The organism is Bradyrhizobium sp. SZCCT0148 (genome assembly GCF_018129985.1).
GTDB classification, from domain to species: Bacteria; Pseudomonadota; Alphaproteobacteria; order Rhizobiales; family Xanthobacteraceae; genus Bradyrhizobium; species Bradyrhizobium japonicum_H.
This window is the reverse complement of record NZ_JAFCKT010000003.1, coordinates 204,158-224,169: the sequence shown is the minus strand read 5'-3', so window position 1 is coordinate 224,169 and position 20,012 is coordinate 204,158. Positions and strand designations below refer to the sequence as shown.

Here is a 20,012-nt window from a genome sequence, read left to right as displayed (position 1 = left end):
CAGGAGTAATCCATGGCTGAAAGTCATGGCGGGGCGAAAAGTCCGGCGGCGGGCGCCCACACCGGGGCCGAAGGCGGTCACGGTGGTGGTTTTCCGCCGTTCGAGAGCAGCACCTACGCTTCACAGCTGGTGTGGCTCGCGATCTTCTTCGTCGCGCTTTATGTGATCGTGTCCAAGCTTGCTCTGCCGAAGGTCGGCGGTGCGATCGAGGCGCGCCAGAACAAGATCGAGGGCGACCTCGCCGAAGCGCAGAAGTTGAAGGACCAGTCCGACGCCGCGCTCAAGGCCTATGAAAACGAGCTCGCTTCGGCGCGGGCCCGGGCACAGGCGATCGGCAACGAATCCCGCGACAAGGCGAATGCGGCGGCGGAAGCCGAGCGCAAGGCGCTGGAAGAGCAATTGGCGGCCAAGCTTGCCGGGGCGGAGAAGACCATCGCCTCGACCCGCGCCACCGCCATGAGCAACGTCCGCGGCATCGCGGCCGATGCGGCCGGCCAGATCGTGCAGCAGCTTACCGGCGTCGTTCCCGACGCTGCGTCGGTCAATGCCGCGGTCGACGCGTCCCTGAAAGGTTAGTCGAGATGTTCTTCGATCCTGAAACCTGGGTCGCCATCGCCTTCGTGATCCTGATGGTCCTGTTCGGCTATCTCGGGGTCTTCAAGAAAGCGATGACCGCGCTGGATCATCGCGCCGACCGCATCAAGGCCGAGCTCGACGACGCGACCCGCCTCAAGCAGGAAGCCGCCAAGGTGCTCGCCGACTACAAGGCGCGCACCGCCTCGGCCGAACGCGAGGCTGCGGACATCATCGCCAACGCCAGAAGCGAGGCCGAGCGCATCGCGACCGAGGCCAAGGCGAAAATGGAAGACTTCGTCGCCCGCAGGACCAAGACCGCGGAGAGCAAGATCGCGCTCGCCGAGGCCCAGGCGCTCGCCGATGTCCGCGCCGCAGCCGCGGAAGCCGCCGTCCAGGCCGCCTCGACCATCCTGTCGCAGTCGGTCAAGGGCTCGGTCGCCGACGATCTGCTCGCCAAGGGCATCACCGAGGTCCGGCAAAAGCTGAACTGAGGTGTTTGATCCTCACCAATCAAAAAGCCGGCGCGATGAGCGCCGGCTTTTTTGTTGGAAGACTCTCTTGTCCCGGGCGCGACGCAGCATGAAATGACGCGACGCAGAGCCGAGACCCAGTGGGTCGCGGCATTGGCCCTGCTCTGCAGCGCACCGCTGAAGAAGCGCTGCGCTGCGTCCGGGGCAAAGGGGCCCGTACGCTACTTCTTCTTCCGCCCCTTCGGCTCCGGGGACAGCGCCTGCGGGTCGAAGCCGACATAGAAGACATAGGAATCCGCGACGGCGGCCGACGGCGCCGGATAGCTCACATCCTCGACGATGAAGGAGAAGGGCACGCTGCCGCCATCCGTCATCTCGACTGTGGTCCGGTAAGCCTTCGAGGCGATCACTTTCTCGCCGACACCGCCCTGCACCACCGCGACACGCAAGGGGACCTCGACGGTGGAGGGCGCGCCGGCGGGGCCCGCGATGACACGACCCTGGATTCCGATCCGCGCCGTGATGCCGGCGCTGCTGCGGGCACATTCGCGCGCCATCTTGGTGATGGTGGCCTGGAAGCGGATCTCGTTGCCCACGGCCGGCTTGCCGGTAACCCCAACCGCGTAGGTCGACGCACCAGCGCGCACCGTCACCTGCGGGCAATCGACCTCGTCTTCCGCCGGCTGACCGGGCGCGGGGGCAGGCTTCGGCGCAGCCTGTTCATCCGACTTGCCGCCGAACAGGTTCTTGAAGCGGTCGGTCAAGGACTGGGCGGCGACTGGCGAAGTCGCCGCGAACGACATCGACAAGGCCAGCATGATCGCCGGCATCCGCCGCAGCACATTCTCCGATGACCGAAGCTGCTTCACCATCAAAACCCGTACTCCATGACAAATTCCGGCCGATTACCCGCGGGAACATGCGGGTTATATCGCCAAAATCGGCGAACCCAAGGCAGCAAAAAGGGGGATTGGCCACATGAATCGAGCGGCTCAGCCGCGGAAGTCCTCATGCAGCAGGCCAAACAGCAAATGGTCCTGCCAGACCCCGTTGATGCAGAGATAGCGGCGCGCCAGCCCCTCGCGGGAGAAGCCGCACTTCTCCAGCACCCGGATCGACGGCGCATTGGTGGGGATGCAGGCGGCCTCCACCCGGTGCAGATTGAGCTCGCCGAACAGCGTCGGCAGCAGCACCCGCAGCGCAGCCGTCATGTAGCCGCGATGGGCATGGGGTTGCCCAACCCAATAGCCGATGGTGCCGGCCTGCACGATGCCGCGCCGGACGTTGGCCAGCGTGATGCCGCCGACCATGGCGCCGTCAAGCTCTCGAAAAACCAGAAAGGGGTAGGAACGGTCCGCGGCAATGTCCTCGGAATAGCGGCGCAGGCGGCGGCGGAAGCCGGAGCGGGTCAGGTCGTCCGAGGGCCAGATCGGCTCCCAGGGCGTCAGGTAATCGCGGCTGGCTTCGCGCAAATGCGCCCATTGCAGGAAGTCCGACATCTGCGGCGCGCGCAGCAACAGCCCGTTGCCGCGCGGCGCGAGGGCGGCGGGTCCACTGGACGGCAGGCGAAAGAGGGCCATGGTGATGCTTCCCGGGGCAGCTCGGCCCGCGCGCGGCTCCTAATGCAGCCGCGCCTTGGCACGTGCCCGCGTCAATCCTTCCGCAAAAGACACCGCCGTGTCCAGACCCCTGCCACTGCCTAATGCGACAACCGCAGGGCGGCTCCGCGACAGCAGCGCACGCGCGGCATCCCGGGTCGATTCGACGCTGACGGCATCGATGCGGCCCACCAGCTCCTCGACCGTCTGCGGCCGGCCATAGGCCAGCACGTGGCGCGCCAGCTGCTCGGCACGGGACGAGCAGCTCTCCAGCGCCATCAAGAGGCCGGCCTTCATCTGCGCCTTGGCCCGCGCGATCTCGGCCTCGGTCAGCGTCTCCACCGAATCATTCATGATATCGACCACGACCTCCATCATCTCCGGCGCATCGGCCGGGTCTGTGCCGGTGTAAAGGCCGAAGAAGCCCGTGTCGGTATAGGGCGCGTGGAATGAATAGATGGAGTAACAGAGGCCGCGCTTCTCGCGGACCTCCTGGAACAGGCGCGACGACATTCCGCCGCCGAGGATGTTGGTGAAGACCTGGAGCGAGAACAGCGACAGATCACTCTGCGGCACACCTTCCAGCGCCAGCGTCAGATGCGCCTGCTCCAGCTCGCGATGCACCACTTTGGTACCACCCTTGCCGAACATGGCCGCCTGCGGCTTGGGACCCGGCGTCCCCTCAAAACTTGCAAAGCGCTTCTCGACCTCGGCGACCACCTGCTTGTGATCGACCGCGCCGGCCGCGGCTACCACCATGTCGGGCCCGCGATAATGCGTCGAGAGATAGTCGCGCAGCGAATCGCGATTGAAGGCGCGCAGCGTCTTGGCGGTGCCGAGCAGCGAGCGGCCCATCGGCTGGTCGGGATAGCAGAGCTCGTTGAGATGCTCGAACACGACGTCGTCGGGCGTGTCCTGAGCCGCGCCGATCTCCTGCACGATGACGTTCTTCTCGCGCTCGAGTTCGTCGGGCTCGAAGGCGGGATTGGCGAGGATGTCGGCGAGCACGTCGAGCGCCAGCGGCACGTCGGCCTTCAGCACCCGTGCGTAATAGGACGTGGTCTCGGTCGAGGTGCCGGCATTGAGGTCGCCGCCAACCGCCTCGATCTCCTCGACGATCTCGCGCGAGGAGCGCTTGGTCGTGCCCTTGAACGCCATGTGCTCGAGCAGATGCGAGATGCCGTGCTCGTTCGGCTTTTCGTCGCGTCCGCCGACGCCGGCCCAGACGCCGAGCGCCGCGGTTTCGAGATGGGGCATCTTGTCGGTGACGACGGTCAGGCCGGACGCAAGCTTGGAAATCTCGACGCTCATCCGGCAACTCCTTGTTTTGCGGCGCGGCTGACCGACAGCACGAACCGCTCGACCTCGGCCTGATCGTTCTTCACCACCTTCATGTGTTCGGATTTGGTCATGAGACCGTCGAGCCAAACCGGCAATTGCGGCCGCTGGCCGCAGGCCGCTTCGACGGCATTGGGAAATTTGGCCGGATGAGCGGTGGAGAGCACGATGCTCGGCACCCGCGTGTCGGTGGTGTCGCGGTCGGCCACGGCGAGCGCCACCGCCGTATGGGGATCGACCAACTCACCTGCTTCGCGCCAGGCCGCGCGGATTGCAGCCGCGGTCTCGGTCTCGTCGGCGCGTCCCGCGTCGAACTCCTCGCGGATCGCGGCCAGCGTCGCGTCGGGCAGCACGAACCGCCCGGACTGCTTCAGCGACTCCATCAGACGGCGTACATCGGCGGCATCGCGCCCGCCCGCTTCGAACATCAGCCGCTCGAAATTCGACGAGATCTGGATGTCCATCGACGGCGATGCCGTCGCGTGCACCTCGCGCACCTCGTAGATCCCCGTCTTCAGCGTGCGCGCCAGGATGTCGTTGACGTTGGCGGCGATGCGCAGGGTCCGCACCGGCAGCCCCATCCGCTTGGCGACGTAGCCGGCGAAGATGTCGCCGAAATTGCCGGTCGGCACGACGAAATCCACCGCGCGCGCCGGCGCACCGACGGCGACGGCAGAGGTGAAATAATAGACCACTTGAGCGACGATGCGCGCCCAGTTGATCGAATTGACGCCGGAGAGCGAGGTCGCATCGCGGAAGCGATGGTTGTTGAACATCGCCTTCACGAGAGCCTGGCAGTCGTCGAAATGGCCTTCGATGGCGAGCGCATGCACATTCGCCGCGCCCGTCGTCGTCATCATCCGCTGCTGCACCTGGGAGATACGGCCGTGCGGAAACAGCACGATGAGGTCGACATTCTCCAGTCCTGCAAACGCATCGACCGCGGCACCGCCGGTGTCACCTGAAGTCGCAACCACGATGGTGGTCCGCTGGCCACGCTTGGCAAGCACATGGTCCATCAATCGCGAGATCAACTGCATCGCCACGTCCTTGAAGGCGAGCGTCGGTCCGTGGAACAGCTCCAGCACGAACTGGTGCGGCGACATCTGGCGCAGCGGCACCACCGCAGGATGGCGGAAGGTTGCATAGGCTTCGTTGGCCATGCGGCCGAGTTCGGCATCCGAAATCTCGCCGCCGACGAAGGGACGGATCACGTCGACCGCGACCTCCCAATAGGGGCGGCCGAAAAAGCCGGCGATGGCTTCGGTTGAGAGCTGCGGCCAGATGGTCGGCACGTACAGGCCGCCGTCGCGGGCCAGCCCGGTCAGCATCACCTCGCAGAAGCCGAGTTCGGGGGCTTCGCCCCGGGTCGAGATATAACGAGTCAAACTGCCCTCCAAAGGCCGACCGAGCCTGAGCCCGCTCGCTAAGCCTTTGATTTTACGAAATTACTTGTCAACAGCCAGAGGCTTTGGGCCACCATAAAGTGTTTTGCGGCATCAGGAAACCGCTTCCCGCCTCTGGCCGGCCCAACGAAAAAGGGCTGCGGCGATGCCGCAGCCCTCCTCTTGGAAGGTCTGTCGTTAAGTGTGCAGACCAGTTTGCCTCGCTCGGGTCGCCGACCCGTCAAAAACTCTTCCCGGCAACCTTGCGTCGCCGTTCACGAAACCGTCAAGGGCGAAAACGATGTGCGCGCCAAAATGTTCCAAGTTTTCCCGATCAACCGCGTTCGATCAAGTGTCAAACGGAGCAACAAATTTGAAAAATCTACCGTCTTTTCCCGAATCGTCGACGTCTAGCGGGAACCTGTCTAGGTGCTCTTCGTTGGACCGGCGGACAGATGTCAGCGACGTCCATGCATTGCCCGGCTGCGCGCCGGCATCAATCCGCGCGCGGAGGTCGGCCTCAGCGCGGCGAGCAAATTCAGTTCATCCCGATTTCGACCGCGATCCGGATCAGGTCGGAATGGTTCTTTGCCCCCAGCTTCTGCTTGAGCAGGGACGTGGTGTTGGCGACGGTCTTGTAGGAGATGCCGAGTGCCTCGGCGACTTCGACGATCTTGTCGCCGCGTCCGAGCAGGCGGAGAATTTCGAGCTCCCGCGGCGTCATCTGCGAGGCCGGATTGGCCTTGATGGCCGCGCCGGAGAACGTCACGGCTTCCGCGAGCTGAGGAGAAATGAAATTGTCGCCCGCCACCACCTTGCGCACCGCTTTCAGCAGGATCCGGGGATCGTCGCCCTTGGAGACATAGCCCTGCGCCCCGAGTTCGACCGCCCGCACCACGAAGGCCGGATCGTCGTTCATGCTGAACATGATGATCTTGGCGTCGGGATCGTGCTTGCGGATGCGTCGCATCAACTCGAAGCCGGAGACATCGGGCAGGCTGATGTCGATCACGGTGACGTCAGGCCGCTTGCTGACATAAGCGCGATGGCCGGATTTGGCGTCGGTCGCCTCATCGATACGGATCGAATGGTCCGAAGCGAACAGGGTGCGGCAACCGGACAGCACCACGGGATGGTCGTCGACAATCAGGACCCGGGTCCCCGGTTTGGCAGTATCTTGCATCGCGCACTCTCTTGTTCTTCGACTCATAGACCGGCGGGAACAAATGGAAAGAGCAAATCCCGCCAACGCGCGTTAGAATTGACCTAATGTGGCAACGACTCTCGTTCAGAACCCAACTGTTTCTTCCCCTCGGCGCGGGCTTCCTCGTCGCTCTGATCCTGGGCGGCATATTGTTGCAGCTCTTTGCAACAATTCAGCTGGCCGACGAGAAGGAGCCAGCGCGACGCTCGACCAGGATCATTTCCGCCGCGCTCAACAACACGCTGAGCGCCTCGGACAATCCGCAGAAGACGCTGGATGCGTTTGTCCAACTGTTGGACACGTCTTCCGATATTCAATTCCGTCGTGTCGAAGAGGGTCCATTGCCCTCCCCAAGGGATGACATTCGCAACCTTAAATTAGTTCCAAGCTGGTTCGTCAACCTTCTAACCATACCAAACATGGACAATGCCTCGCCTGTCGTGATTGACGGCAAGCATGTGGGCGATCTCGTATTCCTGCCAGACCTCTCCGCCGACCTGTTCGAGAAGTGGATCGGCTTCCTCGCGCTGGCCAGCCTGGTCGCCGCGCTGATGCTGCTGACCGGTACCATTGCCTATCTCTTCGCGGGGTCGGCCTTGCGGCCGTTGCAACATCTCGGCAATGGGCTCACCCGCATCCGGCGCGGCGATTACGCAACTCCGATCCCGGTGGGAGGACCGCCCGAAATCCGGCAAAGCTGTGAGGAAGCAAATGCACTGGCAGCAACGCTGGCGCAACTCAGCCAGGACAATCGCGATCTGATGCACCGCCTGGTGTCGCTGCAGGACGACGAGCGGCGCGATCTCGCCCGCGAATTGCACGACGAGCTCGGACCGCTGCTGTTCAGCATCCGCGCCGGCACGATTGCGCTGATCGACGCCGCTCCGCAGGCGGGGAATCTCGGCAATTCGGCCGAGGACGTACTGCAATCGGTCGAAGCGCTCCAGCAAACCAATCGCCGTATCCTCGACCGGCTGCGGCCGCTCTACATCGAGGAGCTCGGCCTTTCGACCAGCGTGCGGACGCTGCTCCAGAATTTTCGCAAGCAGGCCCCACATATCGTCCTGACGGACACGATCGATTCCAAACTCAGTGAGGTCGACGGGCCGCACGCGCGGACCGTCTATCGCGTGATCCAGGAGGCGCTGACCAACGTGTTGCGTCATGCCAAGGCCGGCAACGCCGACGTCCAGGCGACCATCACCGGTAAAGCACTCGTCGTCGATATCTCCGACGACGGCGGCGGCTTCCCCGAAGGCAACGTTTTTGGCCGCGGCCTGACTGGCATGCATGAGCGCGTGCGCGCGCTCAGCGGATCGCTGTCATTGCTGCGCGTGGATGGGCGAACCTATGTGCGCTGCCGCCTGCCGGTCCAACCGGCGCGCGAGGCGTCGGACTTGCCAACCATGATCTTGTCGGAGAACCGCCCCGCGCAAACCGAGCGCTAGCAGGCGCAGCCAAGTTGCGCATTCTGTCGCGCCGGTTCGCACAGCATGCTGCGGATCCTGCCTTGCGGGCAAAATCGAAACGAGGCGCGGATGCGAAGCGCGCCGGCCACCGAATATTCGAGATCGACGCCCTCCGAGGCGGGATGTATCTCCTCGAGCCTGAAGCCCACCGAAGAGAAAGCGCTCAGTCGCGGTCTCCAATAGCCTTCGATCTCGCTCCTGCCGCGGTGGCGCCGCGATTCGCTGCAGATGCATTCAAGCTCGGCGTCGTCCGCGTAGAGGTCGAGCAACGTCGTGAGGTCGCCCTTCCTGCAGGCGTCCACCCAATCGACGACAATTCCCATCTGGTCGAAATCGCTCACGCCGCAATCCTGTCTGCCGCGGAAAATCGATCGCGGCTTAGGGCCACACTCGTGAATGTGTGCTGAATGGTAAACCCCGGGCGATACCGGGTTCCCTCGGGATATTCATGGACAAGCTCAGATCTGCCGCCGGCCTCTTGCCCACACGGCGAAGGCGATCAGCACCGCGCCTGCCAGCATGAACCAGGTGACGGCGTATTGCAGGTGATCGTCCTTCAGATGTACGTCGAGCGGCCCCGGGCGCGGGATGCCGTTCTCGGGCACCGGCTGCTCGAGATCGACATAGAACGGTGCGACCGCGCCCCAGCCGAGCGCGCTTGCGATCGCCCGATGATCGCGCACGAACCAGAGCCGTTTGTCCCGGTTCTCCGCCGGCGTCAGCCAGCCGGGCGGCTCGGGAAAACGCAAATAGCCGGTAAGCGCGACCGGCTGCCCAGTGACGAGCTTCTTCACCGCGCGATCCTCGACGCTGCGGTCCTGCATCGTGTTCTCGACGAAGCCCGCATCGATCACGACCGTCTCGCCGCTCTCGAGCTTCGCCGGCAGGAACGCCCAGGTGCCGGGGCCGGAGGCGTCCTTGCGCACCGCCGAGCCCGAGGAATAGACCATCGCATCCGGCAGGGCCGCGTAGGTCGCGGTGAAGCTGACGCGGCGGAATTCGTCGCGCGCGGGATTGAGTGCGGCCCATTGCGAAGGCGGCGGCAGCGCAATCGGCGCCTCTGCAAGACGCTCGGTGAGGGCTGCGACCAGCGCGTGCTTCGCGGTCCGGCGCTGCAATTGCCAGAGGCCCAGCGCGACGAAGACGGCCGTGAGGAACAGCGTGAACAGCGCGAAGCCGGCCACGCGGGGCTTGCGCGCAGGCTGGTTCATTTCGCGCGGTCGACCAACCGGCCCGGCGCCGCCTTGTGGTGGAATTGCAGCGCGATCAGCAGCGACTTCATCGCACGCAGCGGTAACAGCGTGGTGACCAGGATCAGCGGCAGCCAAAGCGCCGCATGCAGCCAGTAAGGCGGCTGGTATTTGACCTCGACGATGAGTGCGGCCGCCACCACGATCCCGCCGGCCAGCATGATGATGAAGATCGCCGGGCCGTCGCCGGTATCGATGAAGGCGTAGTCCAGACCGCAGCGGTCACAGGCGGGGGCGAGCGTCAGGAAGCCCGCATAAAGCTTGCCCTGGCCGCAGCGCGGACATCTGCAGGCAAGCCCGCGCAGCGCGCTTTGCAGGACAGTGGTTTCCGCTACGGACGGGCCGGTGGTGTCATTCATGATCGCGGACTCTATCACAGTTCCGCCGCGTCTTCCGGCGGCCTGAAAGCGAAAGGGCGGCCTTGCGGGCCGCCCTTCTTGATGATCTGCCTCGCGGCTTAGTGCGCGCCGTGCGCCATGGTCTCGGCGCCGTGTCCCCAGACGTAGATGCAGAGGAACAGGAACAGCCAGACCACGTCGACGAAGTGCCAGTACCAGGCGGCAAACTCGAAACCGAGATGCTGGGTCGGCGTGAAATGGCCGGCATAGGCGCGGAACAGGCAGACCAGCAGGAAGATGGTGCCGACCAGCACGTGGAAACCGTGGAAGCCGGTCGCCATGAAGAAGGTCGCGCCGTAGACGTTGCCGCCGAACGAGAACGCCGCATGGCTGTACTCATAGGCCTGCACGCAGGTGAAGAGCGCGCCCAGGACGACGGTGAGGATCAGGCCGTACTTGAGGCCCTGGCGGTCGTTCTCCAGCAGCGCATGGTGGGCCCAGGTCACCGTGGTGCCCGACGTCAGCAGGATCAGCGTATTCAGGAGCGGCAGATGCCAGGGATCGAATGTCTCGATGCCGTGCGGCGGCCAGGTGCCGGGGACTGCGCAGGCACCGGCCGCAGTACCGAGGCCGCAACCGAACACCGCATCACGGGTGGCGTGGACCGCGTCCGCCGGGAACAGCGCCGCGTTGAAATAGGCCCAGAACCAGGCGACGAAGAACATCACCTCGGAGGCGATGAACAGGATCATGCCGTAGCGGTGATGCAGCTGCACGACGCGGGTGTGGTCGCCCTTGTACTGGGCCTCCTTGATCACGTCGCCCCACCAACTCGCCATGGTGTAGAGCACGCCCACGGTGCCGACGCCGAACACGATCGGCGCGGCCGAGAACATGTGGTGCATCCAGGCGATCGCGCCGACCGCCATGATGAAGGCCGAGAGCGAACCGACGGCCGGCCACGGCGACGGATCGACCAGGTGATAGTCGTGATGCTTGGTGTGCGCCGTTGCCATTTGCGGTCTCTCTCCTCAATCCCGTGCCTGTCAGGCACTTATCCCCTCGTTTCCGACCTTCCGGGCGCGAGCCCGGCGGTCAGAGATTTCCCTTGCGCTTGTCGCCTTCGCCCGATGCCAGCGGCTTCACCACGGGATCCTTCACCGGATAGAAGGTGTAGGACAGCGTGATGGTGTTCAGCCCGTCGTTCTCGTGATCGTCGGCCAGCGACGGGTCGACGTAGAACACCACCGGCATCTCGCGCTTCTCGCCGGGCGCCATGGTCTGCTCGGTGAAGCAGAAACAGTTGATCTTCTGGAAATAGGAGCCGACCGTCAGCGGCGCGACATTGTAGGCAGCCTGCGCGGACGTGGTGCGCGCGGCCTGGTTGGTTACGGTGTAGAAGACGGTCACGACCTGGCCGATATTGACCTCGATCTCGCTCTGCTCCGGCTCGAACTTCCAGGGCAGGCCCGGCGCGACGTTGGAATCGAAGCGCACCGAGATCTTCCGCGCGATCGGCCCGGTCGCCGGCGCGGAGGTCGCGACCTGGGTCGTGCCGTTGAAGCCGGTGGCGCGGCAGAACCAGTTGTAGAAAGGCACCGCCGCGTAGGAGGCGCCGACCATCAGCGCGACCACGCCACCACAGATGGATGCAACCACCACGTCGCGGCCGAGCCCGTGGCGCTTGGTCGGCTCACGCCTGGCCGGCTTGGCGCCGACATCCTGCGATATGGTGGGCTCGTGATCCATGTTTCCTACATCGGCCGGACGAGGACTGCCGGCCCCTTGACCATGGTGACGGCAAAGAACAGCACCACCAGCACGCCGAGCGCGAGAGCGATCGCGATCGAGCGCTGACGACGGCTCTTCTTCTGCGCCTCGGTGAGGACGATGCCATCTGGCTCGGGTTTGTCGGCCATTGCGGTGATCATACGCCCCAGACCATAGGAGCCAGCGCGCGGAATACGACCTCGAGCAAGAGGGTCGCAAACAGCGCGAACAGATAGAGGATGGAGAAGGCGAACAGCTTGCGGGTGGCGCGCAGCGACGCAGCTCGCTCGCGGCGCATGTAGACGTTGATCGAGAGCATCAGCATGCCGGCGCCGAGGATCAGCGAGACGATGCCGTAGACGGCGTCGAAATAGCCGAGCGCCCAGGGCGCGGCGGCGACCGCGATCAGCACGATGGTGTAGAGCAGGATCTGGAGACGGGTCGCGTCGGGACCGGCGACATTGGGCAGCATCGGGATGCCGGCGCGCGCGTAATCGTCGGAGCGGAACAGCGCGAGTGCCCAGAAGTGCGGCGGGGTCCAGAAGAAGATGATGGCGAACAGCAGCAGCGGCTCGACGTCGACCGTGCCCGTGACCGCGGCCCACGCCACCACCGGCGGCAGCGCACCGGCGGCGCCGCCGATCACGATGTTCTGCGCGGTCCAGCGCTTCAGGCCCATCGTGTAGATCACGACGTAGAAGAAAATGGTGAAGGCGAGCAGCGCGCCCGCCATCCAGTTGACGAGGATGCCGAGCGTCATCACCGAGAAGAAGGACAGCGTCAGGCCGAACGCCATGGCTTCAGGGCGGGTAATGCGGCCGCGCGGAATCGGCCGGTTGGCGGTGCGCGACATCTTGGCGTCGATATCGCCTTCCAGCGCCATGTTGAGCGCGCCGGAGGCGCCGGCGCCGACGGCGATGCAGAGCAGCGAAGTGATCGCCAGCACCCAGTGGAAACGCCCGGGCGCCATCGCCATCCCGACCAGCGCGGTGAAGATCACCAGCGACATCACCCGCGGCTTCAAGAGCGCGATGTAATCGCCGACCTCCGCTTCGGAGATGCGGGGATTGATGTCGATGGCGTTGTGGTCGAGGACGGACACTTAATTCAACTCGCTTCTCTATAAGGCCGCGGCGCCCGTCACGGGCGCCGCGGGAGAACGATCACTGCACGCGGGGCAGCACTTCGAACTGATGGAAGGGCGGCGGCGAGGGCAACGTCCACTCCAGCGTGGTCGCACCCGCACCCCACGGATTGTCGCCGGCCGGGACCTTCTTCATGAAGGCATCGAGCACGCAGTAGAGGAAGATCAGCACGCCGAAGCCGGAGATGTAGGACCCGAGCGACGAGATCAGGTTCCAGCCCGCGAACGCGTCGGGATAGTCGACGTAGCGGCGGGGCATGCCGGACAGGCCGAGGAAGTGCTGCGGGAAGAACACCAGATTGACGCCGACGAAGGTGACCCAGAAGTGCGCCTTCGCGAGCGTTTCGTTGTACATGTAGCCCGACATCTTCGGGAACCAGTAGTACCAGCCGGCGAAGATTCCGAACACCGCACCCAGCGACAGCACGTAGTGGAAGTGCGCGACGACGTAGTAGGTCTCCTGCAGCACGCGGTCGACGCCGGCATTCGCCAGCACGACGCCGGTGACGCCGCCGACCGTGAACAGGAAGATGAAGCCGACCGCCCAGATCATCGGTGCCCGGAATTCGATCGAGCCGCCCCACATCGTGGCGATCCAGGAGAAGATCTTCACGCCGGTCGGAACCGCGATGACCATGGTCGCGGCGACGAAATAGGCCTGCGTCGCCGAGGACATGCCGACCGTGTACATGTGGTGTGCCCACACCACGAAGCCTATGCCGCCGATCGCGACCATGGCGTAGGCCATGCCAAGATAGCCGAACACGGGCTTGCGCGAGAAGGTCGAGATGATCTGGCTGACCATGCCGAAAGCCGGCAGGATCAGGATGTACACTTCGGGGTGGCCGAAGAACCAGAACAGATGCTGGAACAGCACGGGGTCGCCGCCGCCTTCGGGGTTGAAGAACGTCGTGTGGAAGTTGCGGTCGGTGAGCAGCATGGTGATCGCACCGGCAAGCACCGGCAGCGACAACAGCAGCAGGAACACCGTCACCAGGATCGACCACACGAACAGCGGCATCTTGTGCAGGGTCATGCCCGGCGCGCGCATGTTGAAGATCGTCGTGATGAAGTTGATGGCGCCGAGGATCGACGAGGCGCCCGCCAGATGGAGCGACAGGATCGCGAAGTCGACGGCCGGGCCCGGATGGCCCGAACTCGACAGCGGCACATACATCGTCCAGCCGGCGCCGACGCCGTTGGCGCCCGGCTCGCCCTCGACGAAGGTCGACATCAGCAGCAGCGCGAAGGAGGCCGGCAGCAGCCAGAACGAGATGTTGTTCATGCGCGGGAACGCCATGTCGGGCGCGCCGATCATCAGCGGCACGAACCAATTGCCGAAGCCGCCGATCATCGCGGGCATGACCATGAAGAAGATCATGATCAGGCCGTGCGAGGTCACGAACACGTTATAGGTGTGCGTCTCGTGGAAGATCTGCACGCCCGGATACATCAGTTCGGCACGGATCGCGATCGACATCGCGGCGCCGATGACGCCGGCGATGACCGCGAAGATCAGGTACATCGTGCCGATGTCCTTGTGGTTGGTCGAATAGACGTAGCGCCGCCATCCGGTCGGATGGGCATGCTCGTCATGTCCGTGGTCCTGGGCGTGATCGCCGTGTGCCGCTGCGCTCGTTGCCATTTTCAAATCCTGCCTTGCGTCCCAATCGGACCTGTTGAGGTCCCGCCCTTATGTCGCTTTCAGTCCCTGAAAGCCGTCACCCGACGCTTACTGCGTCGGGCCGGCTGCGGAGGCGTAGGTGCTGGTGCCGCCGCTCGCAAACTTCTTCTTCGCCGTCTCGACCCAGGAGGCGAATTCCGTGTCCTCCACGACGCGAATCGCGATCGGCATGAAGGCGTGGTCCTTGCCGCAGAGCTCCGAGCACTGGCCGTAGAACATGCCGGTCTTGGTGGCCTTGAACCAGGTCTCGTTCAGCCGCCCCGGAATGGCGTCGATCTTGACGCCGAAAGCCGGCAGCGCGAAGGCGTGGATGACGTCGGCGCCGGTGACCTGGACACGAATCACCTTGTTGACCGGCACCACCATCTCGTTGTCGACGCCGAGCAGTCGGGGCTGCTTGTCCTGCGCCATCAGCGAGTCGAACTCGAACTTGCCGTTGTCGGGATAGGCATAGGACCAGTACCACTGCTTGCCGGTCGCCTTGATGGTGATATCCGCCTTCGGCACGTCGAGTTCGAGGAACAGCAGCCTGAATGACGGCACCGAGATGCCGACCAGGATCAGCACCGGAACCAGCGTCCAGGCCACCTCGATCAGCGTGTTGTGGGTCGTTCGCGACGGCACCGGATTGGCCCGCGCGTTGAACTTGACGACCACGAGCACGAGCAGCGCCAGAACGAACAGCGTGATCAGCGTGATCAGCACGAACAGGAAGTTGTGGAACCAGACGATGTTGTCCATCACCGGGGAGCCGGACTCCTGCAGCGTCCACTCCCAAGGTTTCGGCTGCCCGAGCTCGGCAAACGCCGCACCGCCCGTCGCCAGCGTCAGACCCGCTACGGCCAATCCCAGCAAGTGCCGGCCCACCGGGCCCATCGACATCCTCATGCCGTTCGCGCTCCCCTAACGAAATCACCCCAAGTGCGCTCCCCTGCTTGCGGGAAACGCTTATTCGATCCGCCCGCCTGACAACCGCCGCGCAAGAATACCTCTAAGAGGAATTGGGGCCCGATCGTGAGAACGCCGAAATCAAGCCTCTCAAACCATAATTTTTGATCTATCGCAATGCAGTCTTGAGCGACACTGCCAGCGATCACCCGCAAGATATTTCCTAGTAAGATCAAACAAAAATACCGTTTCCCGGGATGCTGCCGCTTGACAGCGGAATTGCCCGCGGTAGGCACTGGCAGATGGCCAGGCAGGAACCTGATTCGTGCAGGCGGCGGCGGCACGAGGCGGCGCGGAATTTGCTTGGGAATTGCCTTCAAGACGCCGTCATTCCCGTATCAGTCCGCCACATGCTAGCGACCCAGGCGAGCAGAGGGACCGACCCGATGGGGTTTTCGAAATCGATGGCTAAGCTGGCTCGAAGGCAAGGCATCCGCCTCACGGCGCTGTTCAGCCTGCTGGCTGCGACCGTCCTTCTGGCATTTCCCGGCCTCGCCCATGCGCAGGGCGCAGTGCGCTCCGTCCATGGTGACTGGCAGATCCGCTGCGACACCCCGCCGGGCGCCCAGTCCGAGCAATGCGCCCTGATCCAGAGCGTGGTAGCGGAAGACCGCTCCAACGCCGGCCTCACCGTCATCGTGCTCAAGACTGCCGACCAGAAGAGCCGCCTGATGCGCGTGGTGGCGCCCTTGGGGGTCCTCCTGCCTTCCGGCCTCGGCCTGAAGCTCGACAATCAGGACGTCGGCCGCGCCGGCTTCGTCCGTTGCCTGCCCAATGGCTGCGTCGCCGAGGTCGTCATGGACGACAAGCTGCTCGGCCAGCTCCGCACCGCCAAGACCGCGACCTTCATCATTTTCGAGACCCCGGAAGAGGGCATCGGCTTCCCGCTCAGCCTGAACGGGCTCGGCGAGGGTTATGACAAGCTGCCGTAAGGCCGCCGCTCCGGCCTTTGGCCGCGCGCTCTCTCTTAGTCTGCGTAACGGGCGGCGATATCCTTGAACTGATCAGTGATTGCAGCGAAGGCATCCGCGACATCGGGATCGAAGTGGCGGCCGCGGCCCTCGAGGATGATCGTGACTGCCTCATCATGTGACATCGCGTCCTTGTAGACGCGGCGCGTGGTCAGCGCATCATAGACATCGGCCACCGCCATCAGCCGCGCCGAGAGCGGGATCGCATCGCCCGCGAGCCCGCGCGGATAGCCGCTGCCATCCCATTTTTCCTGGTGGTTCAGCGCGATTTCCTTGGCACAGGCGAGGAAGTCGACGGTGATGCCGAGTTGTCTCTCGGCCTTCTCGATCGCGTCGTAACCCAGCGTGGTGTGGGTCTTCATGATCTCGAATTCCGCCGGATCGAGCCTGCCCGGCTTCAACAGGATGCTATCTGGGATGCCGACCTTGCCGATGTCATGCAGCGGCGCCGATTTGAAAAGGATGTCGATCTGGCGCCCGGGCAGCTGATGGGCAAAGGCCGAATGGGATTGCAGCTGGACGGCCAGCGCCCGAACGAAGTGCTGGGTGCGGCGAATATGGTTGCCGGTCTCGTTGTCGCGAGTCTCCACCAGAGATGCCAGGATCACGATGGTCGCATCCTGCGTCTCCCGGATCTCGCGGGTGCGTTTCTCCACCTCGAATTCAAGGTGCTCGTTCTGGTTCTTCAGGACATCCCTGGCTGTCTTCAAGGTCGTCTGGGTCGAAAAATCCTTGCGCACCAGGAATTCGCGCCACCAGCCGACTCCTGCCGCCAGGATGAACAGGGTGACGACGTGATACGACCAGTAGCAGAATGCCCCGAAATCCTTGCCGAGCTCGACCTGCATGGCGGCTTCGAACATCAGCAGGATCGCAATCCCCGCCGGCAGCGCAAAGCGGAACTGAACGCCCAGGATGACGAAGCAATAGAATTCGAGGAAGGTGAAGTTGAGGATTCCGACCCACGATTTGATCCCCATGCCGCCTTCGCGGTCGATCATCGACAGGACCCAGAACACGCTGCAAGCGACCACCACGATGAAGGTGGACATCACCAACTGCCAATGCCGCCGCGCCGTGTCGGTGAAGGAATAGGCGATCCCGATTCCGAGCAGCGGCAGGCAGAGCTGGATGCGACCGAGATTTGCCGGCGCGTTGAAAGCCATCCAGTCGACAAGATAGTCGCCGAGGATCAAGACCATCCCGACCGCGAGGCTCGCTTGAGCGTAGCGATAATAGAAGCCGTGATAATATCGGCAAAACTTCTCTTCATAATCCGCGCTGGCGAACGACAGTTTTGGCCGCAGCGGCAAAGCATCAGCTTGATCGAGACTCGTCACGGTACGGCTTTCCTGTACGCCCACCTCGTGCGGCCAGCGTTCCATGGGCGCCCTTAAATCACGGTGAAGTCACAATCCCGTAGAAATACGCCGTGGCGAAATGACCGTGTCGTTGCGCCGGAGGGCATGGGCTCTCGCCGTGCCTGAACGTGCCGGACGAAGCGAACCTCAAGCTCCCGAAGCCGGCGAGGCCATGGTTTTCTATCGTTTCCGTAATGTGACGGCCCGCCCCCTCGCGTAACCACCGGGAAACCATTATCTTGCCCTACATCTTCCGCTAATGGACGGACGCATGACAAACCCAGCCACGACCTCCCTGCTCGACCGCGCCAATCTCGACCGCGACCAGGTTCGCCACGAGGTCGCACGCGGACTTTCCGGTGCCGACGACGGTGAGCTGTTCCTGGAGTACAGCCAGACCGAAGCGCTGATGTTCGACAATGGGCGGTTGAAGCAGGCGACCTACGACACCTCGCAGGGTTTTGGCCTTCGCGCGGTCAAGGATGACGCCGTGGGCTACGCTCATTCCTCCGACGTGTCGCTGCCGGCGCTGATTCGCGCCGCGGACGCTGTCGCGGCCGTACGCGGCGGCTATTCCGGCAGCTTCGCCGCGCCGCCGCCGCACACCAACGTGCGGCTCTACGGCGACGAGAACCCGCTCGATGCTCCGGGCTTTGAAACCAAGGTCAAGCTGCTCGCCGAGATCGACGCCTACCTGCGCGACAAGGATCCGCGGGTGCGGCAGGTCAGTGTCAGCCTCGGCGCGACCTGGCAGGTCGTCGAGATCCTGCGGCCCGACGGCGAGAGCTATCGCGACATCCGTCCGCTCGTGCGCGTCAACGTCTCCGTGGTCGCCGGTCAGGGCGATCGCCAGGAGAGCGGCAGCAAGGGCTATGGCGGCCGCGCCGGCTATGCTGAATTCATCGAGAGCAAGAACTGGCGTGATGCCGCCGACGGCGCATTGCGCGAGGCGCTGGTCAATCTGGAATCGATCCCCGCCCCCGCCGGCGAAATGGACGTCGTGCTCGGGGCCGGCTGGCCCGGCGTGATGCTGCATGAAGCAGTCGGACACGGCCTCGAAGGCGACTTCAACCGCAAGAAGACCTCGGCATTTGCCGGCCTGATGGGCCAGCAGGTCGCGGCCAAGGGCGTCACCGTGGTCGACGACGGCACCATGGCCTCGCGCCGCGGCTCGCTGTCGATCGACGACGAGGGCACGCCGACCAATCGCACCGTGCTGATCGAGGACGGCATCCTCGTCGGCTACATGCAGGACCGCCAGAACGCGCGGTTGATGAACATGAAGCCGACCGGCAACGGCCGCCGGCAGGGCTATGCCCATGTGCCGATGCCGCGCATGACCAACACCTACATGCTCGCGGGCGACCGCGATCCGGCCGAGATATTGGCGTCGGTGAAGAACGGCGTCTACGCCGCGAATTTCGGCGGCGGCCAGGTCGACATCACCTCGGGCAAGTACGTGTTCCAGTGCACCGAGGCCTACAAGATCGAGAACGGCAAGCTGGGCGCTCCGCTCAAGGGCGCCATGCTGATCGGCAACGGTCCGACCGATTTGCATCGCATCCGCATGATCGGCAACGACCTCGCGCTCGATACCGGCATCGGCACTTGCGGCAAGAACGGACAGGGCGTGCCGGTCGGCGTTGGCCAGCCGTCGCTGCTGATGGAGCGCATCACCGTGGGTGGAACCGGCGCATGAGCATGGAAGAAAAGGTCACAGTCTCCGCCAAGCGCAAGAGCAGCGGCTGGGCCGGGCAGATCGCACAGCTCGCCGGCATCGTTGCCGCCGTCTTCATCGCCAAGGGCGCGCTTGCCGAACCGTTCTACGTGCCGTCGGGCTCGATGGAGCCGACGCTTCTGATTGGCGATGCGCTGCTCGCCTCGAAATTCCCCTACGGCTACGGCACCTCATCTTTGCCGATCCAGATCAGCCTGCCCGAGAGCGGCCGCGTTTTCGCGGAGACGCCGAAGCAAGGCGACGTCGTCGTGTTCCGTTGGCCTGGCGATCGCTCGCAGGCCTGGGTCAAGCGCGTCGTCGGTCTGCCCGGCGATCGCATCCAGATGCGACAGGGCCAGCTCTTCGTCAACGACCGCCCCGCCGAGCTCAAGCCGGACGGCGTGGGCGCTGCCGAGGACGACAATGGCGGCAGCGAGCCCGCCTATCGCTTTGTCGAGACGCTGCCAAACGGCGTCTCGCATCTGATCTTCAAGATGCGCGACAACGGTCCGCTCGACAACACGCCGGAAGTGACGGTGCCGGCCGGCCATCTCTTCGTGCTCGGCGACAACCGCGACAATTCCGCCGACAGCCGTGTGTCGCTGCGGTCCGGCGGCGTCGGCCTGCTGCCGATCGACAATCTGATCGGCCGTGCCGATGCAGTGCTCGGCTCCTGGGATCTCGGCATGCGCCGCCAGCCGGTGTACACTTGGCTCTCCGGCTTCCGGCTCGGCCGCTTCTTCACCGCCGTGCACTGAGCGTGTCATGACATTCGACGACGGCGCGGAA

21 protein-coding genes are annotated in these 20,012 nt (G+C 64.2%); 6 read left to right on the top strand and 15 right to left on the bottom strand.

The annotated features are described in order from the left end of the window. Nucleotides 1-12: 12 nt before the first annotated feature. Both JQ580_RS12850 and JQ580_RS12845 read left to right on the top strand, forming a co-directional pair. The gene (locus JQ580_RS12850) at nucleotides 13-576 is read left to right on the top strand and encodes a F0F1 ATP synthase subunit B (protein ID WP_212280415.1); all 564 of its coding nucleotides are present in this window, start codon (nucleotides 13-15) and stop codon (nucleotides 574-576) included. Nucleotides 577-581: 5 nt separating this feature from the next. Continuing rightward, nucleotides 582-1,067 (top strand): F0F1 ATP synthase subunit B family protein, encoded by a 486-nt coding sequence (locus JQ580_RS12845; protein ID WP_212280414.1) that lies wholly within the window; start codon nucleotides 582-584, stop codon nucleotides 1,065-1,067. Between the two features lie 200 nt (nucleotides 1,068-1,267). On the opposite strand, the gene JQ580_RS12840 is transcribed toward JQ580_RS12845, so the two are convergent. The 5 genes from JQ580_RS12840 to JQ580_RS12820 form a co-directional block, all read right to left on the bottom strand. Then, nucleotides 1,268-1,918, bottom strand: coding sequence for a hypothetical protein (locus tag JQ580_RS12840; RefSeq protein ID WP_212280413.1), 651 nt, complete (start codon nucleotides 1,916-1,918; stop codon nucleotides 1,268-1,270). A gap of 120 nt (nucleotides 1,919-2,038) precedes the next feature. After that, complete coding sequence (locus tag JQ580_RS12835; RefSeq protein WP_212280412.1) at nucleotides 2,039-2,626, bottom strand: GNAT family N-acetyltransferase; 588 nt, start codon at nucleotides 2,624-2,626, stop codon at nucleotides 2,039-2,041. Nucleotides 2,627-2,665: 39 nt separating this feature from the next. Next, nucleotides 2,666-3,955: a M16 family metallopeptidase gene (locus JQ580_RS12830; protein ID WP_212280411.1), complete on the bottom strand. Its 1,290-nt coding sequence runs from the start codon at nucleotides 3,953-3,955 to the stop codon at nucleotides 2,666-2,668. Continuing rightward, nucleotides 3,952-5,370, bottom strand: a complete 1,419-nt coding sequence (gene thrC / locus JQ580_RS12825; RefSeq protein WP_212280410.1) for a threonine synthase — start codon at nucleotides 5,368-5,370, stop codon at nucleotides 3,952-3,954. The genes JQ580_RS12830 and thrC overlap by 4 nt, the downstream gene beginning before the upstream one ends. A gap of 535 nt (nucleotides 5,371-5,905) precedes the next feature. After that, nucleotides 5,906-6,550, bottom strand: a complete 645-nt coding sequence (locus JQ580_RS12820) for a response regulator transcription factor (protein ID WP_212280409.1) — start codon at nucleotides 6,548-6,550, stop codon at nucleotides 5,906-5,908. Nucleotides 6,551-6,636: 86 nt separating this feature from the next. Between JQ580_RS12820 and JQ580_RS12815 the strand changes: the two genes are divergently transcribed. Continuing rightward, a complete protein-coding gene (locus JQ580_RS12815) occupies nucleotides 6,637-8,019 on the top strand; it encodes an ATP-binding protein (protein ID WP_212280408.1) in 1,383 nt (460 codons plus the stop codon). Here JQ580_RS12815 and JQ580_RS12810 read toward each other — a convergent pair. The 9 genes from JQ580_RS12810 to coxB all read right to left on the bottom strand — a co-directional run bounded on the left by JQ580_RS12810 (nucleotide 8,016) and on the right by coxB (nucleotide 15,114). Continuing rightward, nucleotides 8,016-8,381: a nuclear transport factor 2 family protein gene (locus JQ580_RS12810; protein WP_212280407.1), complete on the bottom strand. Its 366-nt coding sequence runs from the start codon at nucleotides 8,379-8,381 to the stop codon at nucleotides 8,016-8,018. The two genes, JQ580_RS12815 and JQ580_RS12810, sit on opposite strands and share 4 nt — an antisense overlap. A gap of 117 nt (nucleotides 8,382-8,498) precedes the next feature. Next, on the bottom strand, nucleotides 8,499-9,251 hold the full coding sequence (locus JQ580_RS12805) for an SURF1 family protein (RefSeq protein WP_212280406.1): 753 nt from the start codon (nucleotides 9,249-9,251) through the stop codon (nucleotides 8,499-8,501). Then, on the bottom strand, nucleotides 9,248-9,649 hold the full coding sequence (locus tag JQ580_RS12800; RefSeq protein WP_212280405.1) for a DUF983 domain-containing protein: 402 nt from the start codon (nucleotides 9,647-9,649) through the stop codon (nucleotides 9,248-9,250). The genes JQ580_RS12805 and JQ580_RS12800 overlap by 4 nt, the downstream gene beginning before the upstream one ends. Before the next feature lie 98 nt (nucleotides 9,650-9,747). Then, nucleotides 9,748-10,644 (bottom strand): cytochrome c oxidase subunit 3, encoded by an 897-nt coding sequence (locus JQ580_RS12795; protein WP_212280404.1) that lies wholly within the window; start codon nucleotides 10,642-10,644, stop codon nucleotides 9,748-9,750. A gap of 79 nt (nucleotides 10,645-10,723) precedes the next feature. Next, entirely contained in the window at nucleotides 10,724-11,377 is a 654-nt protein-coding gene (locus JQ580_RS12790; RefSeq protein ID WP_106949410.1) for a cytochrome c oxidase assembly protein, read from the bottom strand. Between the two features lie 5 nt (nucleotides 11,378-11,382). Continuing rightward, nucleotides 11,383-11,559 (bottom strand): hypothetical protein, encoded by a 177-nt coding sequence (locus JQ580_RS12785; RefSeq protein WP_035700697.1) that lies wholly within the window; start codon nucleotides 11,557-11,559, stop codon nucleotides 11,383-11,385. Next, nucleotides 11,556-12,500: a heme o synthase gene (locus JQ580_RS12780; protein ID WP_212280403.1), complete on the bottom strand. Its 945-nt coding sequence runs from the start codon at nucleotides 12,498-12,500 to the stop codon at nucleotides 11,556-11,558. Before JQ580_RS12780 ends, JQ580_RS12785 begins: the two co-directional genes overlap by 4 nt. A gap of 61 nt (nucleotides 12,501-12,561) precedes the next feature. Then, the gene (gene ctaD / locus JQ580_RS12775) at nucleotides 12,562-14,187 is read right to left on the bottom strand and encodes a cytochrome c oxidase subunit I (RefSeq protein ID WP_212280402.1); all 1,626 of its coding nucleotides are present in this window, start codon (nucleotides 14,185-14,187) and stop codon (nucleotides 12,562-12,564) included. Nucleotides 14,188-14,274: 87 nt separating this feature from the next. After that, on the bottom strand, nucleotides 14,275-15,114 hold the full coding sequence (gene coxB / locus JQ580_RS12770; RefSeq protein ID WP_212280401.1) for a cytochrome c oxidase subunit II: 840 nt from the start codon (nucleotides 15,112-15,114) through the stop codon (nucleotides 14,275-14,277). A gap of 446 nt (nucleotides 15,115-15,560) precedes the next feature. Between coxB and JQ580_RS12765 the strand changes: the two genes are divergently transcribed. Continuing rightward, on the top strand, nucleotides 15,561-16,106 hold the full coding sequence (locus JQ580_RS12765) for an invasion associated locus B family protein (RefSeq protein ID WP_212280400.1): 546 nt from the start codon (nucleotides 15,561-15,563) through the stop codon (nucleotides 16,104-16,106). A 35-nt stretch (nucleotides 16,107-16,141) separates the two neighbouring features. On the opposite strand, the gene JQ580_RS34215 is transcribed toward JQ580_RS12765, so the two are convergent. Beyond that, nucleotides 16,142-17,485, bottom strand: a complete 1,344-nt coding sequence (locus JQ580_RS34215) for an HD-GYP domain-containing protein (RefSeq protein ID WP_212280399.1) — start codon at nucleotides 17,483-17,485, stop codon at nucleotides 16,142-16,144. A 292-nt stretch (nucleotides 17,486-17,777) separates the two neighbouring features. Between JQ580_RS34215 and tldD the strand changes: the two genes are divergently transcribed. After that, nucleotides 17,778-19,205, top strand: coding sequence for a metalloprotease TldD (gene tldD / locus JQ580_RS12755; RefSeq protein ID WP_212280398.1), 1,428 nt, complete (start codon nucleotides 17,778-17,780; stop codon nucleotides 19,203-19,205). After that, nucleotides 19,202-19,981 carry a signal peptidase I gene (lepB, locus tag JQ580_RS12750; protein WP_212280397.1) on the top strand — a complete coding sequence of 260 codons (780 nt, stop codon included), beginning with the start codon at nucleotides 19,202-19,204 and terminating at the stop codon, nucleotides 19,979-19,981. The genes tldD and lepB overlap by 4 nt, the downstream gene beginning before the upstream one ends. Nucleotides 19,982-20,012: the final 31 nt, after the last annotated feature.